The organism is Sphingobacterium sp. UBA1498 (assembly GCF_002325125.1).
Classification (GTDB): Bacteria; Bacteroidota; Bacteroidia; order Sphingobacteriales; family Sphingobacteriaceae; genus Sphingobacterium.
Map to the genome: position 1 here is coordinate 104368 of NZ_DCRG01000040.1, position 16324 is coordinate 120691.

The following is a 16324-nucleotide window of genomic DNA, read 5'->3' on the forward strand; positions in this document are numbered from 1 at the left end:
CTTAAATAAATTTGCCTTTATATGCAATTGTAAAGCTTGAGAAGGAATACAAATTTATGGATTTGCCACCTGTCCTAAACCTTAAGGATTGTATTGCATGATTTTGTCCCAGGCGAAAAGCCTGTTGGGGTACAATAGGTGGAAACAGGGATTAATGTTGATTTAATCCCTGTTTTAATCTACTAGTCAATGACAAAAGCTTGCGCTTGTAAATGATTCCAAAAATCAGGATATGATTTTTCTACAACTTGAGGTTCAGCGATCTTAATCTGGTCAAAAACTAATGCCAGTGGTGCGAACGCCATCGCCATGCGGTGATCTTCGTAAGTATCGAAGGTGACCTCTTCAGGCTGATATACCCGTGCTGTTTTCAGGTGGTAGGTATCGCCATCTTCAATCAGCTCGGCTCCAAATTTCGCAATTTCCTTCTGCAGTGCTGCAATACGGTCAGTCTCCTTGATTTTTAAAGTTTCCAAGCCCGTAAAGGATACATCGCGTTTTAACGCAGCCGCGACAACAACCACAGTTTGTGCGAGATCGGGACATTCTTTAAAGTTGAATAAGCTTATGTCCGAATCGATTAACTTTTTATTTAAATGTAATCCGTCTGATTCAAAGCTTGACTGTACACCGAAATGCTCCATAATGCTTATAATCGCAATATCACCCTGTAAGCTATTTTTTCTTAATCCAGGCAATACGATCGATGCATTCGCATCTGCCAGTGCGACGATAGCGTACCAATAGGAAGCAGCGCTCCAATCTGGCTCGACATATATTGTTTGTTTATCAAATGTCTGCGGCGCAATTTTAATCGCGTTGTTCGTCCACTCATGTTGAATTCCTACACTTTTTAACATATCCAACGTCATGGATACGTAAGGTTTGGAGGTTAATTCACCCTCAATCTCTAAAGTAAGCCCTTTTTTTAATGCTGGTGCAATTAATAAGAGGGCTGATATATATTGGCTGCTGATATCTCCCTTAATCTTGACACGGTCTTTTCCTTGAAACAGCCCGCCCTCAATCTTCAAAGGAGGGTATCCGACTTTCTTTTCATAGTGGATGTCAGCGCCAATCTCTTTCATGGCATCAACCAATATACCTATAGGACGCTGTTGCATGCGTTCCGTACCTGTAAGGATAAAATTTCCTTTGACAAGGTTGAGGTAAGCCGTTAAGAATCGCATGGCCGTTCCTGCGGGACCGATGTCAATCGTGTTGAATCCTGGTTTCGGATCGGAAGCAATCTGCAGCACATGGTTTAACGTTACCGTATCTGCAGCTTCAGAAAGGTTGGCTATTTCAACTTGTCCTTTGCTCAATGATTGGATAATAAGAGCACGGTTGCTCTCAGATTTTGAACCTGTGAGTTGAACCGTACCCTGTATTTTTTTTGAAGGATGCGTCAGCGTGATGACTTGTTGATTCATTATGCTTCTGCTGTTGGTTGTTCCTGAGTGTTCATGACCACATTTTGTTTGCGAATAGATTCGTTGTGAATTAATTCGAGGAATTTTGTCGCAAATTCACTTCCCAACGAAAGCGCCTCTGCTAATTTGGTGCGTTTTTGAACAATCTCATCCCAACGGTTTACTTGTAAGATAGTAACATTGTTATCCCTTTTGTATTCTCCGATTTTCTCTGCAATTTTCATGCGTTCCCCAATTTTTTGGATGATTAAGTCATCTAATTTATCGATGTTGCTACGCAATTCAGCTAATTTGTCTTCGAATGAAGGATTGTCGGACGCCGCCTTACGTAAAGTTAAGTGATCGATCAAATCGGCTAATGCAGCAGGAGTAACTTGTTGTTTAGCATCAGTCCATGCAACAGATGGGTCGATATGCGATTCGATAATCAATCCTTGCATATCCATATCCATTGCTTTTTGTGCGATATACGGTAGCAATTCGCGGTTTCCACAGATGTGACTTGGATCGTTAATGATTGGTAAGTTAGGACAAGCGGTTTTTAATTGGATTGCTAAATCCCACATCGGTTCATTACGAAATGCGGTTTTTTCGTACGAAGAGAAGCCTCTATGGATAGCACCCAATTTTTTAATACCAGCACGATTGATACGTTCCAATGCACCGATCCATAAAGATAAATCTGGGTTTACAGGATTTTTAACGAATACCGGAATATCTATACCTTGTAAAGCATCAGCGATTTCTTGGACAGTAAATGGATTCGCTGTTGAACGTGCACCTACCCATAGCACATCCACACCAGCAGCTAAAGCTTCTTCCACATGTTTCGCTGTAGCAACTTCAGTCGCTGTTAATAGACCAGTCTCCTCTTTTGCTCTTTTTAGCCATTCTAGGCCAATTGAACCAATACCCTCAAATTCTCCAGGACGAGTGCGTGGTTTCCAGATGCCGGCACGTAAAATATTTACTTTTCCTGTATTTGCCAACAAATGTGCTGTTGATACCAACTGCTCTTCTGTTTCAGCACTACAAGGGCCTGCAATGATTAAAGGTTTGTCTCCTGTGTCCAACCAAGATTTTAAAGGAGTGATGTCTAATGTATTTTTCATGTTAAGTTTGATTATCTATGTTATATATGCTATTGTTAATTATAATTTTTCGTTTTTGACATATTCGCCCATAATATTGAAATTGATACTATGTTTGAGAACTTTCCGGATAGCTGCTTCGTAGTCCGTCTGCTTTTTCCATTCCACGTCGACGAAAAAGTCATACTCATTGCGCTTCCCAATGACGGGCATCGACTGAATTTTGCTCAGATTGATATTTTGGTCTGCAAAACATTGTAAAATGGTTGCTAGAGATCCGACCGTATTGCCTGTTTGGAAAGATAATGATGCTTTATTTGCATTTTTATGTTCTACTACCTCATTCGATAATACCAAAAAGCGGGTAGCATTCTTTTTATTGGTTTCGATTCTCTTCTCCAGGATTTCAAGCCCGTAAACCTCAGCGGCCAGTGTGCCTGCGATTGCAGCTGTGTCAGTTAATTTGCGCTCAGCAATCATTTTTGCAGTCGCCGCAGTGTCAGAACCCTCCGTTATACGTACTCCTTCCAGCTCTGAAAGAAATTCTTCACATTGGCGAATAGCAATCGGATGCGATTCGATATGTTTGATATCTTTTAATTTCACTCCAGGCAATACCATGAGATTCTGCTGAATGTTTAGGTAGACTTCGCCAGTAATATGAAACTTGTAATCTCTTAGCAAATTATAGTTTGGTAATAGGCTTCCGGCAATTGAATTTTCGATCGCCATAACGATATAGTCGACTTTTCTCTGCTTCAGCAATTCACAAGTTTTCTTAAACGAATCACATTCGACAATTTCAACTTCTCTTCCGAAAAATTTAAATGCAGCTTCTTCATGAAATGATGCCTTTGCGCCTTGTATTGCAATTTTTAAACTCATTGTTTTTTTGTTTGCTGTTTTGTCTCCAAACAAAAAGAGTCCCGATCATTCGAACCGGGACTCTTTTGTTTGTGTTCTTATGACTTATACACAATCTAATCCCGGCTCTTATGGTTAAAATAAAAGAAGCTAAAATAGAAATATGTATATGTTTTGTTCATCCTGCTATTGTTTGATATTTCAAATGTACGAATGTTTTTTATATATCAAAGAAAAAATAAATTTTATTCTATTTTTACCTCTATATTATTGTGTTTTTTTTAAGCTTTTTAAAGTCTCATTTTTAATCATTTTTATAACATTATTTGTTGATTCAAATTTTTTTTATATTATTGATTTTTAATATTTTATGTGTTTTTTTAATTTATTTTAAGCTTTTTTTTGATTGATTTTATCGTTTAATATTTCATATAAATTATGTTTTTTTTATTATGTTTTTTTGTTTAAAAAATGTGTTTTTTATGCTAATATTTACAGTTTTTTATCCTTGTTTTTTGCGAAGAAGAAACTCATTTCCTTGGATCAATTTCTGAGTTGTATGTCAAGCGAATTCATTTTTATGGAATAAATAGGTTATTAAGGGTAGGGGTACGCCAATATTTCAATTCGATCAAAGGCAGATATCATGCGAAATTGATATTTAATCTAAGAAAGCACGATCGGTATGGAAGATTTATTGCTTATGTGTATCTTGGGGAAAAATTTATCAATCGGGATTTGGTCGGACAGGGCTATCTAATATCTTACACATCAACACAGCATATGCTGTGTGCATATTTATTTTTGAAATTGGAATATCAGCTCGTTCGGGGGAAATCGTGGACGCTGGAAATAAATAGATTTTGAATAATGATTTTTGTCTTATTAAGTGTTATTTGTAGTGTGACCGTAGCGGTTTTATTGAAATTGGGAAGACAAAATGGAGTCGAAACCAAACAAGTTATTGTTTGGAATTACCCTATGGCCGTTGCACTGACCTATTTCGTGCTGAAACCTGACTTAAAATCGCTAGCATGGGACGATATGCCGGTTACTTTGTATACATTCCTTGCGGTACTACTCCCGGGAATGTTTGTTTTTATAGCTTTATCCATTCGGTACAGCGGTTTGGTCAAGACAGAAGTCGCACAGCGTTTGTCGTTATTTATACCACTTTTGGCTTCTTTTTTTTTGTTTCATGAAAAAATGGAAGGCCATAAAATGCTTGGAATAGCGACTGGTTTATTGGCAATTTTATGTTCGATTGGTTGGCAGAGAAATAAGCCTAGTAGATTGGCAACAGATAGCCGTTATAAAGCACGTTATCCCATGTTGGTATTCATTGGTATGGGTATCATTGATATTCTTTTTAAGCAAGTCGCGCTACATGTCAGTATACCCTATATCAGCTCCATGTTTATTATCTTTGTAATGGCGATGTTTATTGCAATGTTACTGTTGCTCTATTTTCTTTTCGTGGAAAGGCAAGGTTTTTCGAAAAAAGCTGTGGGATATGGACTGGTTTTGGGAGTATTCAATTTTTGTAATATTCTATTTTATATGAAAGCACATCGGGCTTTGCCAGAAAACCCTTCTGTTGTATTTACCGGTATGAACATCGGCGTGATTTCCTTGGGCGCTTTAATTGGCGTCTTATTTTTTAAAGAAAGGTTATCGCTATTAAATTATCTTGGTATAGCGCTTTCTATTGTTTCAGTTTTAATCATAGCATATCTATGAGTTTATTTGAAGATACTTATCGGACTATTGGTGCAAAATATGAGGGGATTTTTAGGGATAAAGGTAGTAAGTTTATTGCCTACGCCTTTCCTTTTAAATCGGAAGATCAACTCAAAGAGTTGCTCTTGGAAGTGAAAGCAATCCATCCCAAAGCGAGACATCATTGTTGGGCTTATCGTTTAACACCAGACCGAGCTGTCTTTCGAGTGAATGATGATGGCGAACCGTCGGGAACGGCAGGACGCCCTATTTTAAATGTGCTATTGTCTATGGATGTCACCAACATTATCGTGATTGTTGTACGGTATTTTGGCGGTACATTGTTGGGGGTACCAGGTTTGATTAATGCCTACAAGTCGGCCACCCAGGACGCTTTAATTCGAGCAGAAATTAGCGAACGCACAGTCAATGACCATTATGGTGTCACCTTCGATTACCTCCATATGAATGATGTCATGCGGATAATTAAAGAAGAGGGGATCGACGTTGATAAGCAGGAATTTGACAATCAGTGTTATCTGGAGTTTGAAGTCCGAAAAATGCAGGTCAATCGAATTGTTGATCGGTTCGCTAAAATCGAGGGTTGTCAGTTAACTTATTTATATACGCTATGATTAACGAATCGGAATTAGTTTTAAACGCAGATGGCAGTATTTACCATCTGAATTTGTTGCCAGAAGACCTGGCCAATACCGTAATTACCGTAGGTGATCCAGACCGCGTGGCGAAAGTTTCGGCACACTTTGATCGCATTGAACTCAAAAAAGGAAAGCGTGAATTTATTACACATACCGGGTATTTGGGGAATAAACGGCTAACCGTAATATCCACTGGTATAGGTACGGATAATATAGACATCGTATTGAATGAACTGGATGCGCTTGCAAATATTGATTTTGCCAGTAGAACCGTGAAGTCCGCGTTGACCTCGCTGGATATAATACGCATTGGAACTTCAGGGGCTGTACAACAAGATGTTGAAATGGGAACTATTTTGGCCTCTTCTTACGGTATAGGTCTTGATGCCTTGATGAACTATTATAAGGCTGCTTATGACGATGAAGAGAAAGGGCTTCAGGCGGAATTAGATAAGTATTTTTCAGCATTGAACTTACAGCCTTACGTTGCCAAAGGCAGTAGGAGTCTTCAGGAGCAGATCGCTTTTGACCTACCCAAGGGGATCACATTAACTGCACCGGGTTTTTATGCACCCCAGGGGCGCCATTTGAGGGCAAATAATAGCATTCCTAATTTTGTGAGTTTAGTAAATTCTTTTCAATATAAAGCGCTACGCTTAACTAACCTGGAGATGGAAACTGCTGGTATTTACGCATTGGCCAAAATGTTTGGACATCAAGCTTTATCCATCAATGCTATTTTGGCAAACAGGGTAGATGGTCATTTTTCTTCCACGCCCGAACAAGTTGTCGACAAGGCTATACAGCTCGTTTTAGCGCGCATTTAATTTTTTTGGAGAACAACTTGTGTAATAGCCGCTTCGCGGCGGATGCGATAAAGGAGTTGATGCTGTGGACAAGATTCAAATAGAAAAGGAATTGTTTTAAACAATTCCTTTTCTATTTGAATCAAATTTAAGCATGATAAACAGCAAAATCGTAAAACTCCACAAAGACGAGCCCCCGTAGCTGATAAAAGGTAGTGGTATCCCGATAACGGGTACAATACCTATTGTCATGCCGATATTAATAAACAAGTGAAAAAATAGAATGGAGGCTACACCATATGCATAGATTCTGGCGAAGGCCGAACGCTGTCGTTCGGCAATGTGAATAATGCGTAACAGTAGCGTGAGATAGATCAGTAATAAGGTAACCGATCCGACAAAGCCCCATTCCTCTCCAACCGTGCAGAAAATAAAATCTGTACTTTGCTCAGGTACGAAGTTATATTTTGTCTGGGTTCCCTGTAAATAACCTTTTCCCAAAAGCTGTCCCGATCCAATTGCAATTTTAGACTGGTTCAAATTATAGCCCTTTCCCTTAGGATCTTCCATTTTGCCTAAAATGATGTCAATACGATCACGTTGATGCGATTGTAAGACATGGTCATACACGAGGTCCACACAGAGAATAAATACTGCACACGCCGCAAAAAGTATACTGAGATTAATAATGTATTTCCTTCTCTTGCGGTAGTTCCACATCACAAGGCCAATGAGTAATGCCAAAACCAAAATAAGTATCCATGGATTGACCAATAAAGCAAGGACGAAAAGCAAAATGCAGAGACCTCCAAATATCAGAAGCTCATTATTCACATAGCCCTCTCGGTAGAATACAAAAATCAACGAAAAGAATGCGAGCGCAGATCCAGTATCGGGTTGTAACATCACCAGAAATACAGGGAATAATACAATACCGGCTCCCATAGCCAAAGTCTGCATGGTTGGAGCCTTATTGCTTTGAGAACTTAAAAAGTTGGCCAGCAACAGGCAGGTCGAAAGTTTCGCAAACTCCGAAGGTTGTAAGCGGAAAAAACCGAGGTCGATCCAGGCCTGATTTCCACCAACATTTCGTCCTACGACCAATACGATCACAAGCAGTACAGCAGTTATACCGTAAAATATTGGTGAAGCCGAGCTGAAAAATTTAGCGTCTATGATCAAAATGGATACCCCCAAGATAATAGCGGAAACAAGATATAAAGACTGTTTTCCATAATTCGTACCCAATGTAAAGAAATTGGGCAGTTCGGGGTTAAACACAGCAGCACGGATATTGAATAAGCCAATTAAGCATAGCGCGAGCCAAAGGGTTATGGTCAGCCAGTCTATCTTCCCAAAGAAACTAGTTTTTTGATTATTCATATCTTCTCTTTATCTCGCTATGGTGAACAATTGTTTCTTTTGGTTTCGTCACAGCGGCCAGTTGCCGTTTAGATTTTAACGTGTCCGTTTTGGATTTGACTGAGTCTGTTTTTTTTACATCCTTAGTAGCCTTTGGATCCACCACTTTTTTAGGCGCAGGAAGAAAATTTGCATTATAGATGCGATCCTGGATATACTTAGGAGCAGTGATGGTGTCTTTGAGGTATTTCTCGACCATCATACTTGCAATAGGTCCCGCCCATGTTCCACCGTAACCTGCATTTTCAACAAAGACAGCAATGGCGATTTTAGGATTTTCCCGCGGTGCAAAAGCAAAGAAAACAGCATGGTTTTCCCCATGCGGGTTCTGAGCTGTACCTGTTTTACCACACATTTCGATCCCCGGAATACGATTGGACCAAGCTGTTCCCTCAGGTGTATTAACAGCATCGCTCATGCCCTGAATAACTACAGGATAGTATTTTTCATCGACACCGGCACTTATTTTTTCCGTGAATTCCTTCTTGGCAATTTTCTTTTCTCCAATTCCTTTAATCAAATGCGGTCTGTAGTAAAACCCTTTATTAGCAACGATAGCCATGATATTGGCCATTTGCAATGGCGTTATTCCCATTTCCCCTTGCCCGATGGATAAGGAAATGTTGAAACTTGAACGCCATTTATCGTTACCGTATCGTTTGGTATAAAAATCTGATGTCGGCAATAAACCTGGTTTCTCCCCGGGTAGATCAATGCCCAGTTTATGGCCAATCCCAAACTGGGTTACTGCATTGCGCCATAAATCATAAGCTTTAGGTCCCGAAAGGCCACGTCCATCAATCATTTTGGCATACGTAAAACCATAATAAGTATTGCATGATACGGCTACCGATCGCTGTAAAGTAGTCGATCCATGATAGTGCGTACAGCCCATCCATCCACGTCCACCGCCATAACTGTACCCATGCGGGCAGAAGAATACCGTGTTGCGATCAATCACACCCGCCTGTTGCGCTGTCAATGCAGATACCACCTTAAATACAGATCCTGGCGGGTAAGAAGCTTGAATAGGACGGTTAAACAGCGGTTTCGTTTCATCCTTCAATAATTTCATATAATTATTGCCAGATTGTCGTCCCACCATCATGTTTGGATTATAGCTCGGACTACTGACATAGGCCAAGATTTCACCCGTTGAAGGTTCGATAGCAACAATGGACCCCAATTTATTTTTCATCAGGTTTTCCCCTAGGATTTGAAGGTCTTTATCTAAAGAGGAAACCAGTCCTTCCCCTGCAACGGCGAGTGTGTCGTATTTCCCCTCCATAAATACACCTTTGGGGCGATTCAGCGCGTCGACCATCAGGTTATTAACACCGCGTTTCCCACGAATGAGGTCTTCATAGGAACGCTCTACACCGCTGCGGCCAATATAGTCACCACTTCGATAAAATCCATTGGAGCGTTCAATGTCCTTGTCATTTACCTCACTGACATAACCCAAAAATTGAGCCGCTATGCTATCGGGATAACTTCTGATTGTTCTCTTCTGCACATAGAAACCACGAAATTGATATTGATACTCCTGATATTGGGCCCATGTCCGTACAGAAAGCTGTTTTTCAAAGATAGATGCACGATAAGGCGAGTGTATTCTAGCCTTTTCCATCCGTTTGATAAAGCCTTCTTTATCGATATCTATCAATTTGCAAAACAGTGCCGTATCAATTTCTTTTACTTCACGTGGGGTGACCATAAGGTCATATACCGGTTCGTTCTGAACCAGCACCTTTCCTTTTCGATCCAGTATAACCCCCCTGGCAGGGTAAACAATGACCTTGCGCATCACATTACTGTTGGCAGAATGTATGTAGGAATCGTCTATGATCTGCAAATAAAATAAGCGGGCCATCAGAGTCAGTGTGATGGCGATAAAGATTCCGGAAACGACGTACTTGCGCGCAAAAAAACTGTTCATAGAAATGAATTTCTATCCATCGATCTACTATAACCGATCTTTCTTTTTGTAGAATAATATGCTAAATAATAGCATGATAATTACTGTAAATATACAACTTAAAACGATACTCAATAAGGTGTATTGGATGTGTTGGAAGGAAAAAGATTCCAATAAATACAAAAATGTATGATGAATCAATGTTCCGAAGAAGATATAAGAAAAGAACCAACGGATATTCATGAATCCCAACATTGGGGTGAAAAAAGATTCGCGTTCTTCCACTTCGAGTGTAATTTTCATGAAGAAAATGCGGAAAGCAGCTAATGCAACACAGGCCGCAGTATTGACACCTAAAGTATCATAAAAAGAATCTACGGTGAGTCCAGTTAGAAATGCGATCAAATAAACCAGAAAATTAGGCGTTCCCGTTGGAAGCAAAAAAACAAACAAAATGTAAGGAAATGCCGCGACCAGATTGTAGTAACCGATGTTTTGAAATAGGAAAACTTGCATGCCTATCAACACGATAAATCGAATAATATTAAATATTAAAATCCTAGCCATTGTCCTTTGTCGATTCTTCTAGTGTTTTTAATTCGTTATTTAACAGGTCTTTTACAACATACACATGCTGTAAGTTGGAGAAGTTGGTACTTAACAGTATTCTAAGATCTAAAAAAGCATCTCCGGAGGAGATACCCGTCTGAATGACAGTTCCAACAAAAATCCCTTTTGGAAAATGGCCCGAATATCCTGAGGTATATACTTTGTCCCCCTTGTTGACTTTAATGTGATTTGGGATTTCCTTGACCATTGCCGCGCGATAGTCCATGCTATTGCCCCACACCAACGAACCAAATACTTCAGTATGACCGAGCGTAACCGATATTCTCGTGTCAGGATGCAACAATGATTGAACCGTCGAGAAATGGGGTGAGACATTTAAGACAATACCTACTACACCATTGGGGGCGATCACACCCATTCCGCGCTCGATACCATCCTTACTCCCTTTATCAAGTGTAATTGTATTTGCTTTTTGGTGAATGCTGTTGTTGATGACATTCGCAATAATAAATTCATAACGCCCAAATTCGCTGCTATCAATAGCTGGTACAGGACCAATGTTGATGCTGTCAGTTGACCGATAGGCCTGTAAGTCCTTTCTCAATTGCGCATTTTCTCTTGCGAGCGCATCGTTAGTTTCATCGAGGTGAAGATAGCTTTTCCAGGAATTGACTTTTGCATAAAGGCCTCCGATGATACTATTCGAAGAATTTAAGACCGAATTACGTTGGAAAGAATTATTGGTGATGACCAAAAATAAAGAGAATCCAAAAAAGAGGATAAACCAAAAGAATGCATTATATCGTCTTAGGAATAACCAAAGGTTTCTCATTTTTTAATGTGGGTATTTAATAAGCAAGCGATATAATAGTTTTGCATATTATATCGCTCTTTAATAAAATATTGTTATTAATTATCGAACGGTTAGGATTGCATCAAAAATTTAAATCGTCCGATATTTTTAAGTGCAATACCAGTTCCTCTTACGACAGCGCGTAATGGGTCTTCAGCAATGTGCACTGGAAGTTTAGTCTTAGCTTGTATACGACGGTCCAGACCGCGTAATAACGCACCACCGCCAGTCAGGTAAATACCTGTTTGATAAATATCTGCTGATAATTCTGGGGGAGTAATTTCTAAAGCTTTTAAGATCGCCTCTTCAATTTTTGAGATGGATTTATCCAGACAATGGGCTATTTCGGTATAAGAAACAGTGATTTGTTTAGGAACACCAGTCATCAAATCACGCCCTTGAACAGCAAAATCTGCGGGTGGTTCCTGCAATTCCGGAAGAGCAGCACCCACTTCAATTTTTATTTTTTCAGCCGTACGTTCACCAATCATGATGTTGTGTTGTCGTCTGATGTATTGAACGATATCGGAGTCAAAGTTATCACCCGCAACGCGAATAGACTGGTCACATACGATACCCGACAAAGCAATGACTGCTATTTCGGTAGTACCACCACCGATATCAATAATCATATTACCCATCGGTTCTTCCACATCAATCCCTATACCTACAGCAGCGGCCATGGGCTCGTGAATCAAATAGACTTCCTTAGCACCAGCAATTTCAGCGGAGTCGCGTACCGCTCTTTTTTCCACCTCTGTAATACCAGAAGGAATACAAACAACCATACGAAGCGAAGGGAAAAACCAGCTCTTGCCATTGTTTACTAATTTTACCATTCCTCTGATCAAATGCTCAGCAGCCGTAAAATCAGCAATTACTCCATCACGTAAAGGACGTACTGTCTTTATATTGTCGTGTGTCTTACCCTCCATTTGCATGGCTTGGCGGCCAATGGCGATCACTTTATTTGTGGTGCGGTCAAATGCAACAATAGAAGGTTCATCAACTACTACTTTGTCATTATGAATTATTAGGGTATTTGCAGTACCCAAGTCAATCGCAACTTCTTGCGTAAACCAATTAAATAAGCCCATCTGCTAATCCTTAAGCTATTTTAGAATAATATGCAAACCTACCAAAAAAAATTAATCTTTTTGAGGTTATACATCAAAAAAAGATATTATGAAAGTAAATTCTATCTGGAAAAAACTGTCTTTAAATTTAACGAATATAATCTGTAAATGTTACGTGCTAGGCGAAGTTATTTTAAATTGGATGACCCTGTAGACAAGGATGAAACATTTGTTTTTGAAATCAATGACAGTCGAAACAAAGAATCCAATAAATAGAGGTTGGAGTTGACAAGTCAGTGGAACGCTAATGTTGTGATGTGGATTAGATATTCAGCGAGTACAACCTTATCTCCAGTGATAAGCAGATAAGAGGGGGATAAAAAAGACAGCGCCATGATCTTGCTATCATGGCGCTGTCGGGGTAATGATTAATTTCAGGTTGAAAATACTATCAAAAGACTAGTGCACTGTTTCTGCCTGATTTTTTTCCGGAACTGGTTCATCATACTTGTGGAATATTAAACGTACACCACTGTTTTTTGTGAAAAATTTAATTGACCAGTTTACAAAAGTGATTAGTTTATTTCTGAATCCATAAATGGACATCAAGTGGACAAACATCCACGTCATCCAGCCAAAGAATCCATTAAAATGAATTTTTCCCATATCAACTACCGCTTTATTACGGCCTATAGTAGCCATTGAGCCTTTGTCAAAATAATTGAATTTCTCAGTTGGTTGATTGGAAATCGTTTGGAGGAGGTGTTTAGCGACATATGCTCCCTGTTGTTGAGCTACCGGTGCAACACCAGGTAAGCCACGAGGAAGATCATCTGTAATAAACGCCGAAACATCACCAATGGCATAAACACCTGGCATATCGATAACGCGACATTGATCGTCAGTCTGTATACGGTTACCACGCTGGATAATTTCTTTCTTGAAGCCATCAGGATATTGGCCAGCTACGCCGGCACCCCAGATCACAGTTTTTGTTTCAATGCTTCTGCCGTCGGCGAAAGTAATCGAATTACCATCATATCCTGTTACCTGAACATTCAATAACACTTCTACACCTAGATCTTTCAGGTATCTTTCCGAATCTTTGGAAGATTTTTCAGACAGATTGGCCAATACTTTTGGAAGTCCTTCGACTAAGTAAACCGACATCTCAGATTTTTTTAATTCTGGATAGTCTTTTTCAAGAACGTTGTTTTTGATTTCTGCGATTGCACCCGAAAGTTCTACACCTGTCGGACCACCTCCAACAATAACAAAGTTCAGATTGGCTTTACGATCAGCCGGGTTTTCTATCCGTACCGCCTCTTCCAGGTTCTGTAAAACATAGCTACGAATGTTTAATGCTTCTTGTATGTTTTTCATTGGCAAAGCATATTTCGTGATTTGTTGATTGCCGAAGAAGTTCGTTGTGGCACCTGTAGCAACAATCAAATAATCATAGTCAAAATCACCAACGTCTGTTCTTACAATTTTGGCCTCATTATCTACACTCTTTACGTCAGCAAGTCTAAAGCGGAAGTTGTCTTGGCCTTTGAACATTTTGCGGACAGGGAAAGAAATAGAATCCGCCGAAAGAGTACCCGTGGCTACCTGATACATCAAAGGTTGAAAAGTATGAAAGTTATTTCTGTCCAGCAACAGAACTTCAACTTCCTTATTTTTAAGCTTTTTAGCAACTTCAATTCCTCCAAATCCAGCACCAATAATGATTACTCTTGGGAATTTTCTATTTGAACTATTGCTTGGCATATTTTTAATAGTTTGTTGTAAAAATTCGGTACAATCGAATTAAGCTGCAAATATCTTAAATTTTGCTTCAAAAAACTAAAAAATATTTATTTATTGCGCCGATATGTTGTGAAATTTATTGTGAAAAGGCTAAATCTTTCAATCATATGTTTTGTAGGTGTTTGATTTTTAGTCTTTTATGTCGACCTGTTACTGTCTAAAAAAAAAGATGTTGGTCGTGATCTCATGGTGTATAAAATACACCATGAGATCACGACTGCAATGCACCTTTTATCTTGATTTTCATACCGTTGTTGCAATTCTGTAGATAAAGCTGACAGGCGAGCCGACTTTGATCATCAGCATCGGGGAGCGTGTCTAACATATCGAGCTCCTGATCGCTCGCTGGAGCAAGCGATTCTAGACCTTCAATAACCTCAACATGGCAGGTAGCACATAAAGCCATCCCACCGCAGGTTGCCAATATTTCATATTCTGATGCTCTTAAAATTTCCATCAGTGAAAGGTTGATGTCTGTGGGTATCTCCAGTATATTTTCGCTCCCGTCGCGGTCAACAACACCAATTTTAATTAAATTATCTTCCATAACTAAAATGTATTTATTCCGTTTACTGTTGTGTATTTGAATGTAAGTTTCTGGTCTGGATAGACAAATTTAAAAGCGCTTTGACACATCAGGGCTGCCTCATGGTATCCACAAAGAATGAGTTTCAGCTTGCCGGGATACGTATTGATGTCTCCGATTGCGTAAACACGCTCTACGTTGGTGGAGTAATCAAAAGTATTGACCTCAATGGCATTTTTATCAATTTGCAATCCCCAATCAGCAATTGGACCAAGTTTAGGTGTCAGGCCAAATAAAGGGATAAAATAGTCTGCCTCTATAGCGATAACTTCTTTGTTTTTACTTGTTGTTTCAACATGTGATAAACTGCCATTGCCGTGAATATTGGTCAGACTGTGGGAAAGCAATAAATTGATTTTCCCCTGTTGGGCCAATTTGAATACTTTCTCTGCCGAATCGGGGGCACCTCGGAAGGAATCGCTCCGATGTATTAAAGTTACCTGCTGCGCAATATCTGCGAGGTGAAAGGTCCAGTCTAGAGCTGAGTCGCCTCCACCCGCAATAACAATGTTTTTATCCCGGTACTTGGCGGGATCTTTTACCATATAGTCTACCCCTTTTCCTTCAAAGAGATGAAGATTCGGAATCTCCGGTTTGCGCGGCTCAAAACAGCCCAAGCCTCCGGCGATAACAATAACCTGTGTGTGAACAGTTGTATGTTCATTAGTTGTCACGATAAAAGAGCCATCGTCCTGTCTGGATATTTGTTCTACACGCTCACCTAAGGTGAAAGTAGGGTCGAAAGGTTTAATTTGTTCAAGCTGCTTATCGATCAGCTCCTGTGCGGTTATACTTGGATAACCAGGTATATCATAGATAGGTTTGTGCGGGTAAATCTCCGAAAGCTGTCCGCCTACCTGAGGTAACACATCAATCAAATGGCAGCGCATTTTTAAAAGCCCAGCTTCGAAAACAGCGAATAGGCCAACAGGTCCTGCTCCAATGATACAGATATCCGTATTTATCATAGCTATTCTATATTTAAGTTGTTATATATTGTGTTCAAAATCCTTGTAAAAGCGTCAAAATCTTCCGCTGTCAAATTTTTCCAGGCCTTCATACGAATCTCCGCAACAATTGGTGAAAGCGATGCTACTTTTAATTTTCCTTCTTCCGTCAAGTGCAAATAAAGGCTCCGACGGTCTGTTTCGTCAATGACCCGTTCAGCCAGATTTTTTTTAAGAAGGATATCAACGATCCGTGTCAATGTGGGTTGGTCTTTTCCGCAGCGTTTCGCCAATTCTTTTTGCGAAAGCTGATCTGTTTCATACAAAGCCTTTAAAATGGTCCACTGATCCACAGTGATATCAAATCCTTTCTCCGCAAAAGAGGATTGGGCAAATTGCTTTACTTTCTTGGCCGTTTGGTCGAGAATAAAAGAATAGCGGTCGAATTTTTCGTTTAGCATACAAATATTTAGCACAACAAATATATTTAAAATATTTAGTGTGACAAGTAATTTGAATGCAATAAAAAATGCCCCCAGAAAGTAGCTAACTTTTTGGGGGCACTCCAATA

16 protein-coding genes are annotated in these 16324 nt (G+C 39.6%); 4 read left to right on the forward strand and 12 right to left on the reverse strand.

Going from position 1 to position 16324, the window contains the following annotated elements; translation table 11 throughout:
- Window positions 1-182: 182 nt before the first annotated feature.
- Genes aroA through B3139_RS21275 form a run of 3 tightly spaced genes read right to left on the reverse strand, consistent with a single transcriptional unit; the run spans window position 183 to window position 3409 of the window.
- Window positions 183-1433 (reverse strand): 3-phosphoshikimate 1-carboxyvinyltransferase, encoded by a 1251-nt coding sequence (gene aroA / locus B3139_RS21265; RefSeq protein WP_209578804.1) that lies wholly within the window; start codon window positions 1431-1433, stop codon window positions 183-185.
- On the reverse strand, window positions 1433-2545 hold the full coding sequence (locus B3139_RS21270; RefSeq protein WP_209578803.1) for a chorismate mutase: 1113 nt from the start codon (window positions 2543-2545) through the stop codon (window positions 1433-1435). The genes aroA and B3139_RS21270 overlap by 1 nt, the downstream gene beginning before the upstream one ends.
- Before the next feature lie 39 nt (window positions 2546-2584).
- Window positions 2585-3409: a prephenate dehydratase gene (locus B3139_RS21275; RefSeq protein WP_209578802.1), complete on the reverse strand. Its 825-nt coding sequence runs from the start codon at window positions 3407-3409 to the stop codon at window positions 2585-2587.
- 633 nt (window positions 3410-4042) lie between these two features.
- On the opposite strand from B3139_RS21275, the gene B3139_RS21600 reads away from it, so the two are divergent.
- The 4 genes from B3139_RS21600 to B3139_RS21290 are packed head-to-tail and all read left to right on the forward strand — an operon-like array spanning window position 4043 to window position 6593.
- Window positions 4043-4255, forward strand: a complete 213-nt coding sequence (locus B3139_RS21600) for a thermonuclease family protein (protein ID WP_409530114.1) — start codon at window positions 4043-4045, stop codon at window positions 4253-4255.
- A gap of 3 nt (window positions 4256-4258) precedes the next feature.
- Window positions 4259-5128, forward strand: a complete 870-nt coding sequence (locus tag B3139_RS21280) for an EamA family transporter (RefSeq protein ID WP_293885661.1) — start codon at window positions 4259-4261, stop codon at window positions 5126-5128.
- Window positions 5125-5742, forward strand: a complete 618-nt coding sequence (locus tag B3139_RS21285; RefSeq protein WP_209578799.1) for an IMPACT family protein — start codon at window positions 5125-5127, stop codon at window positions 5740-5742. Before B3139_RS21280 ends, B3139_RS21285 begins: the two co-directional genes overlap by 4 nt.
- Window positions 5739-6593, forward strand: a complete 855-nt coding sequence (locus tag B3139_RS21290) for a nucleoside phosphorylase (RefSeq protein ID WP_209578798.1) — start codon at window positions 5739-5741, stop codon at window positions 6591-6593. The genes B3139_RS21285 and B3139_RS21290 overlap by 4 nt, the downstream gene beginning before the upstream one ends.
- A gap of 96 nt (window positions 6594-6689) precedes the next feature.
- Here B3139_RS21290 and rodA read toward each other — a convergent pair whose 3' ends face one another.
- The 9 genes from rodA to B3139_RS21335 all read right to left on the reverse strand — a co-directional run bounded on the left by rodA (window position 6690) and on the right by B3139_RS21335 (window position 16214).
- On the reverse strand, window positions 6690-7955 hold the full coding sequence (rodA, locus tag B3139_RS21295; RefSeq protein ID WP_209578797.1) for a rod shape-determining protein RodA: 1266 nt from the start codon (window positions 7953-7955) through the stop codon (window positions 6690-6692).
- Entirely contained in the window at window positions 7948-9933 is a 1986-nt protein-coding gene (mrdA, locus tag B3139_RS21300; protein ID WP_209578796.1) for a penicillin-binding protein 2, read from the reverse strand. The genes rodA and mrdA overlap by 8 nt, the downstream gene beginning before the upstream one ends.
- Before the next feature lie 27 nt (window positions 9934-9960).
- Window positions 9961-10479: a rod shape-determining protein MreD gene (locus B3139_RS21305; protein WP_209578795.1), complete on the reverse strand. Its 519-nt coding sequence runs from the start codon at window positions 10477-10479 to the stop codon at window positions 9961-9963.
- A complete protein-coding gene (mreC, locus tag B3139_RS21310; RefSeq protein ID WP_209578794.1) occupies window positions 10472-11314 on the reverse strand; it encodes a rod shape-determining protein MreC in 843 nt (280 codons plus the stop codon). Before mreC ends, B3139_RS21305 begins: the two co-directional genes overlap by 8 nt.
- 92 nt (window positions 11315-11406) lie before the next feature.
- Window positions 11407-12432 (reverse strand): rod shape-determining protein, encoded by a 1026-nt coding sequence (locus B3139_RS21315; RefSeq protein ID WP_046671815.1) that lies wholly within the window; start codon window positions 12430-12432, stop codon window positions 11407-11409.
- Window positions 12433-12870: 438 nt separating this feature from the next.
- Window positions 12871-14181 (reverse strand): NAD(P)/FAD-dependent oxidoreductase, encoded by a 1311-nt coding sequence (locus B3139_RS21320; protein ID WP_293885665.1) that lies wholly within the window; start codon window positions 14179-14181, stop codon window positions 12871-12873.
- Window positions 14182-14431: 250 nt separating this feature from the next.
- On the reverse strand, window positions 14432-14767 hold the full coding sequence (locus tag B3139_RS21325) for a 2Fe-2S iron-sulfur cluster-binding protein (RefSeq protein WP_209578792.1): 336 nt from the start codon (window positions 14765-14767) through the stop codon (window positions 14432-14434).
- Between the two features lie 2 nt (window positions 14768-14769).
- A complete protein-coding gene (locus B3139_RS21330; RefSeq protein WP_293885667.1) occupies window positions 14770-15774 on the reverse strand; it encodes an NAD(P)/FAD-dependent oxidoreductase in 1005 nt (334 codons plus the stop codon).
- Between the two features lie 2 nt (window positions 15775-15776).
- The gene (locus tag B3139_RS21335; protein ID WP_209578790.1) at window positions 15777-16214 is read right to left on the reverse strand and encodes a MarR family winged helix-turn-helix transcriptional regulator; all 438 of its coding nucleotides are present in this window, start codon (window positions 16212-16214) and stop codon (window positions 15777-15779) included.
- Window positions 16215-16324 lie beyond the last annotated feature (110 nt).